This window comes from Aeromonas sp. R7-1 (assembly GCF_040908115.1).
Lineage (GTDB): Bacteria > Pseudomonadota > Gammaproteobacteria > Enterobacterales > Aeromonadaceae > Aeromonas > Aeromonas caviae.
Genome location: NZ_JBFODD010000038.1, coordinates 162,723 through 168,974, shown reverse-complemented (window position 1 = coordinate 168,974; position 6,252 = coordinate 162,723). Strand labels below are relative to the sequence as shown.

Annotated in this window: 4 protein-coding genes and 1 tRNA gene; 3 read left to right on the top strand and 2 right to left on the bottom strand. The window is 61.3% G+C overall.

The genetic code is table 11. The annotated features are described in order from the left end of the window. Window positions 1-101 precede the first annotated feature (101 nt). The 3 genes from AB5Y51_RS10110 to yjjG all read left to right on the top strand — a co-directional run bounded on the left by AB5Y51_RS10110 (window position 102) and on the right by yjjG (window position 2,521). Window positions 102-178: transfer RNA gene (locus tag AB5Y51_RS10110), tRNA-Met, on the top strand. A 144-nt stretch (window positions 179-322) separates the two neighbouring features. After that, on the top strand, window positions 323-1,807 hold the full coding sequence (locus AB5Y51_RS10105) for a leucyl aminopeptidase family protein (RefSeq protein ID WP_368178386.1): 1,485 nt from the start codon (window positions 323-325) through the stop codon (window positions 1,805-1,807). A 33-nt stretch (window positions 1,808-1,840) separates the two neighbouring features. Continuing rightward, a complete protein-coding gene (gene yjjG, locus AB5Y51_RS10100; RefSeq protein WP_010674855.1) occupies window positions 1,841-2,521 on the top strand; it encodes a pyrimidine 5'-nucleotidase in 681 nt (226 codons plus the stop codon). Window positions 2,522-2,592: 71 nt separating this feature from the next. Here yjjG and AB5Y51_RS10095 read toward each other — a convergent pair whose 3' ends face one another. Both AB5Y51_RS10095 and pfkA read right to left on the bottom strand, forming a co-directional pair. Continuing rightward, on the bottom strand, window positions 2,593-3,849 hold the full coding sequence (locus AB5Y51_RS10095) for an amidohydrolase (protein ID WP_324063439.1): 1,257 nt from the start codon (window positions 3,847-3,849) through the stop codon (window positions 2,593-2,595). A gap of 1,321 nt (window positions 3,850-5,170) precedes the next feature. Further along, window positions 5,171-6,142 carry a 6-phosphofructokinase gene (gene pfkA / locus AB5Y51_RS10090; RefSeq protein WP_010674852.1) on the bottom strand — a complete coding sequence of 324 codons (972 nt, stop codon included), beginning with the start codon at window positions 6,140-6,142 and terminating at the stop codon, window positions 5,171-5,173. Window positions 6,143-6,252: the final 110 nt, after the last annotated feature.

Genomic DNA, 6,252 nt, shown 5'->3' with positions numbered 1-6,252 from the left:
AACCAACCATTTGTATTCATGGCAAGCGCATAGCGCTGCGGTGGAAACGAAGACAGCAAGAAGCAACTGCTCTGCTTTTTGTGGTGGCAATACAACTCGGACGCGGGGTGGAGCAGCTCGGTAGCTCGTCGGGCTCATAACCCGAAGGTCGTCGGTTCAAATCCGGCCCCCGCAACCAACTTCTGACTGATTTTCTTCTGCATTACCTCTCTGATCCCCTCCAGCATCTGTTGCTTGCACACAATAATGTGTGTTTTTCCGATCCCTCTCGCCATTTGTTCGGTATCATCCTGCTTTCTGTTCATGGATGAGGCCGCACCCTGTGATAACCCCTTTTAGCTATTCTTCTCCCCAAATCACGATGCAGAGCACCTCCCTCGCCGAAGTAATGGCAGGGCCGGCTGCCGTCAAACTCCTGCTCATTGCCGACTCAGCGCGCGATACCCTGCTGGCGACGCCTCCCTTTGCCGCCGTGGCAACCCAGATAGCCCTGGGTCAGAAGGCCCCCTATTCCCTTGACGACAGTCAGGGGCTGCAACGGGTGATCTTCATGAATGCCTGCCCGGCCCTGGATCATCGGCTCTACAAGCAGGTGCGCAGCTGGGTGGGCTCGCTGGCGGGCCTCAAGGCGACGCACCTGGCGCTCCATCTGGAGGGCTTTGACGATGAGCATCGCGCGCAACTGGCAAGGGTGGTGCTCGCCTGCCTGCTCGCCGCCGATGTGACCCTGCCGACCCAGAAACGGAGTGAGGCGACAAGACCGGGTTATCAGCAGTTGCAACTTTCCCCCCCTTGCGAGCTGGACATGGCCCGCCTGAGCGCAGAAACCGAAGGCAACGGTCTGGCTCGCCACCTAGCAGTGCTGCCAGCGTCCGAGCTCAATGCCCGTCATTACCGGGCCTATGCCCGGGAGCTGGCGCAGCAGGAGGGGTGGCAGTGGCAGGAGTTTGACGAGGCGACCCTGGCACAGAAGGGGGCTGGCGCCTTCCTGGCGGTGGCCCGTGGTTCGGCGGACGGCCAGGCCGCCATCGTCAGGCTCAGTTACTGTCCGGCCAACCCGGTGCGCCGCGTCGCGCTGGTGGGCAAGGGGATCTGCCACGACTCCGGTGGCTACAACCTGAAAGTCGGTGGCAGCATGTATGGCATGCACCTGGACATGGGGGGCAGCGCGGTGGCCCTTGGCACGCTGCTGGCCATCAGCCGGGCGAAACTCCCCGTTGAGGTGCACTGCTGGCTCGCCATCGCCGAGAACCACATCGGCCCGCAGGCCTTCCGGCCCGGTGAGGTGGTGACCGCGCTGAACGGCACCACCATCGAAGTGGTGGACACCGACGCCGAGGGGCGCATGGTGCTGGCGGATGCCCTGACCCTGGCGGCCGGGGACAAGCCCGACTTGCTGATCGACTACGCCACCCTGACCGGCGCCTGCAAACGGGCGCTCGGCAGCCGTTACAGCGGCGTCTTCACCAACCGCCCCGAGTGGCTCACCACGCTGATAGCGCTGGGCCAGCAGAGCGGGGAGCGAGTCTGGCCCTTCCCCCTGGACGAGGATTACGATGACAACCTCGATAGCGAGTGGGCCGATCTGTTACAGTGCGCGCCGGGCGCCTCCCCGGATCACATCGATGCCGCCCGTTTTCTCACGCGCTTCGTGCCCGCCGAGCTTCCCTGGTTGCACCTCGACCTGAGTGGTTTTCGCAACAAGGGGGGCAATGGCGTGGTGGGCAGCGAGGTAACCGGCTTTGGTGTCAGGCTGACCCTGACCCTGCTCGACAGCCCTCTGGGGATGGGTGCGCCCGACGCATGACAACGTGGCCAAGCACAATCAATAAGGACAAGCGTGAAACAAGCAAGCTATGACTGGGTGCTGTTCGATCTGGACGAAACCCTGCTCGATTTTCCGGTCGCCAGGGCGCTGGAGCGGACCCTGCAGATCTACGGCGTGGCGCCGACTCCCCCCAAGATGGCGGAGTACCATGCCCTCAACCAGCGGCTCTGGCAGCAGTACAACTCAGGGGAGATTGACGCCACCCACCTGCAGCAGACCCGTTTTTCGCTCTTTGCCGAGCAGGTCAACGTGGCGCCCATGGCGATGAACGAGACCTTCCTGCAGCAGATCATCGCCCTGAGCGTGCCGCTGGAGGGGGTGGAGGAGACCCTGCAGGCCCTGAAGAGCAAGGTCAGAATGGGGATCATCACCAACGGCTTCAGCCTGCCCCAGCGCGGGCGCCTCGACAAACTGGGTTGGAACAGCTGGTTTGAGCCTCTCGTTATCTCTGACGAGGTGCAGGTGACCAAGCCGGCGGCGGCCATCTTCCAGCATGCCCTGGCGCAGATGGGTCAGCCGAGCCCGGCGCGGGTGTTGATGGTGGGGGACAATCCCAAGACCGACATCGCCGGTGCCGCCGCCCAGGGGCTTGCTACCTGCTGGTACAACCCGGGGCGGGAGACAGGTCCGTGTGAGGCGACCCACGAGATCCACCACTTCGCCCATCTCTGCGCGATCGTGCTGGGAGAGTAGGTCCCCTATGCCCGCAAGGGTGTAAAAAAACAAGGCAGCCCATGGGCTGCCTTGTTTGCATCCGGCGTTTGCTAGCGGCCGAGGCGGGCGAGCAGCCAGGCCTCCAGCAAGGCCACTCCGGGGGCCAGCACGGCTTCGTCGAAGTCGAACTCCGGATGATGGTGGGGGGCCGCGAGGTTGGCTCCCAGGATGAGATAGGCGGCTTCGCCGCCGTGCTGCTGTACCCGCTCGATGAGGAAACCGGCATCCTCGCTGGCCCCGAAGCGGCGGGTGTGGATGGTATCAAGGGAATTCCCCTCTGCGAGAGGCACGATTTCCTCGATGAGGGCTGGGCTGTTCTCGATACCGATCGCTTCCCCCTGTTTGCGGATGTGGTAGGTCGCGCCCTGCATCAGGGCCGCCCCCTCCACAATCTGCTGTACCTGATTGAACATGTAGTCGTTGAGGGCCGGCGTCGCGCCACGGGTCTCCCCCATCAGGCGGGCATGGCCCGGGATGACGTTGCGTCCACTGCCGCCGTTGAGCTGCCCCACGTTGATGCGGGTCATGCCGTCCCGATGGCGGGGAATGCCGAGCATGGCGGTGGTGGCCATGCAGGCCGCCGCCAGGGCATTGTGGCCCGCGTTGGGCTCGAGCCCCGCATGGGCGGCTTGCCCCATGAACTCCACGTCGAATTTGGTTGAACAGAGAAACTCGGTGGGGTTGACCACCAGCTCACCGCTGCTCGCGTGAATGCCGATGTGCAGTGCCAGCAGGGCGTCCACGTCGTCGAGCTGCCCCCCTGCCGCGAGCGCCTTGCCGCCTCGGCAGCCCTCTTCAGCCGGCTGGAAGAAGAGCTTGATGCGGCCAGTGAGGCGATCGGCGAGGGCCGCGATCCGCTCGGCCAGCACCAGCCCGATGGCGGTGTGACCATCGTGGGCACAGGCGTGCATCCAGCCCGGGTTGGCGGAGTGCCAGCCTCCCTGGCCGGGCAGGTGTGACGCCTCCTGGCTCTCTTCGACCTCCACCGCATCGATATCGAAGCGAAACGCCAGGGTGGGGCCGGGGCGCCCGCTATCCCAGAGTCCCATCACGCCGGTGAGTGCGTCGATCCGCGTCAGCCACTCCGGATGCGCCCCCTGGTGCAGGGCACGGGCCTTCTGGGCCTCGACGTCTATTTCCCGTCCCATGATGAGGGTGCTGGCGAGCAGTTGATCCCCCAGCATGATGGAGAAACCGAGTTCACTGAGGTGTTGGGCGATGAGGGTGGTGGTGCGAAATTCACACCAGGCGGCTTCGGGGTGACGATGAAGGTCGCGGCGCCAGTGGCGCAAGGCATCCTGAGTCATGGTGGTTCCTGCGTGGCAAATCCAGCGGTCATTGTGACGGGCAGGGGGGCAAGAGTAAATCCCGCAGGGGGAGATGCGACAAGGGGAGCCTGGGCTCCCCTTGAAAGATGGCATGGATGTCGACGAGGTCGTTTTGTGTGCTCAGATCGCACTCAATGATGGCTTGGCATCATCCTTTGCCAGAGCGCGTCAAAAATCCACGTTGCAGTCTGTTTTTTGAACCACCCCTCTGGTGCAGAGGTGGCAGATGGCTGATTGACCGACTTAGAGCTGTGCCAGCGACGGCATGGAGACGGCAACCAGAGTGAAAAACACGGTGAAAACGGCAGTAACTACGAACTCTTTCATGATTTTATCTCCCTTGGTTGGCTCATGATGGAACCAAGATACCACAACAGAACGATAAAACAACGAAAAATGTAATTATGAGGCGAAAATGGTTTAGTGGTGAAATATAGCTGCATTTTCACAAGTTTAAGGGCGTTTTTTGTCCTGGGAAGAGTTTGATAGTAATGCCAGTGAAAGTGGATGCATATAAAGTCTTTAAATACATTAAGTTACGTTGTTTTTGTGACTCTCTCCTTTGTGGTTCCGATTGGGGTCTTTGTGGTGATCTCCATTTTTAGTCAGCAAAATGGCCTGCGGGATGCGCCGATTGGTGTCGTCCTAGGGAGGTTGGTGGCTGTCAGCCAGGTTTTGTCATCCCATGTCATGTTTTCTCACGACTTGTGTCCCAACCCCAGTCTGCAAGGCTGTTGCCAGCCAGGGTTATCCGATGAAGGCTCAATTTTCTGCTCATCCCAAACAGGATGGGAGCAAAAAGAGTACGGAAAAACGACAAAATGGCCGTCAAAGGAGCATGGAAGGAAAGGGGGGAAGGCGGGAAAATGGGGGGCGATCTTCATGGGGCCTTGGGTGGCCGGAAGCCCCGTTTTTCGCTGTTTTCTTGGGGGGACGAGCCACTGGGCCCGCGCGCAGGGGAAGCGGGCGATATCGTCGGCCCACCTGGGTGGCTATATGGCGCCAGTGTGATGTGATGAAAGGCGGGGAGAACAACCCGGCGTCACCCTGGCGCAGGGCCCTGGCACTGTGGCACCAAGGCCTTTATCCAGACCCGTCGCGAACAAGGTGAGCAAGCAGAAAAGCGGGGGAAAGAAGTAAAGGAGAAGGTCGTGGGGTCAGAGGCTCAGGGCCGCCGGGCAAGGGGTAAGACATGGCGACAGTGGCCAGTGGATAGTCGGGCCCCCGCAGGGGGAGGAGAGGGTGAGGAGCCCGCATAAAAAAACCCTCCAGAGGAGGGTTTTTTGTCAGACCACAGCCCTTAGAACAGGGTGGTGGAGAGATCGTACAGCTCCTGGTTGAACGGGCGCTTCAGGTTCTCGATGCAGTCGATGATGTCGTGGTGCACCATCTCGTTGCCCTGAATGCCGACGCAGCGGCCACCCTGGCCCGCCAGCAGTTGCTCGACGGCGAAGGCACCCATGCGGCTGGACATGATACGGTCACGGGCAGTGGGAGAACCGCCACGCTGGATGTGACCCAGGATGGTGGCGCGGGTTTCGCGGCCGGTCATTGCCTCGATGTCTTTTGCCAGGGCGTTGACGTCGGTGACGTGCTCGCAGATGGTGATGATGGCGTGCTTCTTGCCCTTGGCTTCCCCTTCCTTGATCTGTTGCAGCAGCTTCTCCTTGTCGAAGGCCACTTCCGGCACGATCACGTATTCGGCACCACCGGCAACGGCGGCAGACATGGCCAGATCGCCGCAGTGGCGGCCCATGATCTCGACCACGGAGATGCGGTGGTGGGAGCTGCAGGTGTCGCGCAGGCGGTCGATGGCGTCCACGACCACGTTCAGGGCGGTGTCAAAGCCGATGGTGAAGTCGGTACCGGCGATGTCGTTGTCGATGGTGCCCGGCAGGCCGATGCAGGGGAAGCCCTCTTCGGTCAGCTTCTTGGCACCCATGTAGGAGCCGTCACCGCCGATGACCACCAGGGCATCGATGCCGTGTTTCTTCAGGTTTTCGACCGCTTCGGCACGGACTTTCGGATCCTTGAAGGCGGGGAAACGGGCGGAGCCCAGGAAAGTACCGCCACGGTTCACGACGTCGGAGACGCTGTGACGCTCGAGCTTGACGATACGGTCCTGGTGCAGACCGAGGTAGCCATCATAGATGCCGTAAACTTCCAGGCCATGATGCAGACCGGCGCGCACCACGGCGCGGATGGCTGCGTTCATACCCGGTGCGTCACCACCACTGGTCAAAACACCAATACGTTTGATTTGTTTGGTCATGAGTGCCTCTGGATCTGAGTTGTCGAAAATCAAGATTCTGAAAAATACGGCTTGCCGCTTTTACTATATCGGCTTTCCTATGGCGAGAGGGTCCATAGGAAAGCGATATG

Coding starts and splice junctions, on each gene's coding strand:
- AB5Y51_RS10095 (WP_324063439.1), bottom strand. CDS start 3,849: ATGACTCAGGATGCCTTGCGCCACTGGCGCCGCGACCTTCATCGTCAC.
- pfkA (WP_010674852.1), bottom strand. CDS start 6,142: ATGACCAAACAAATCAAACGTATTGGTGTTTTGACCAGTGGTGGTGAC.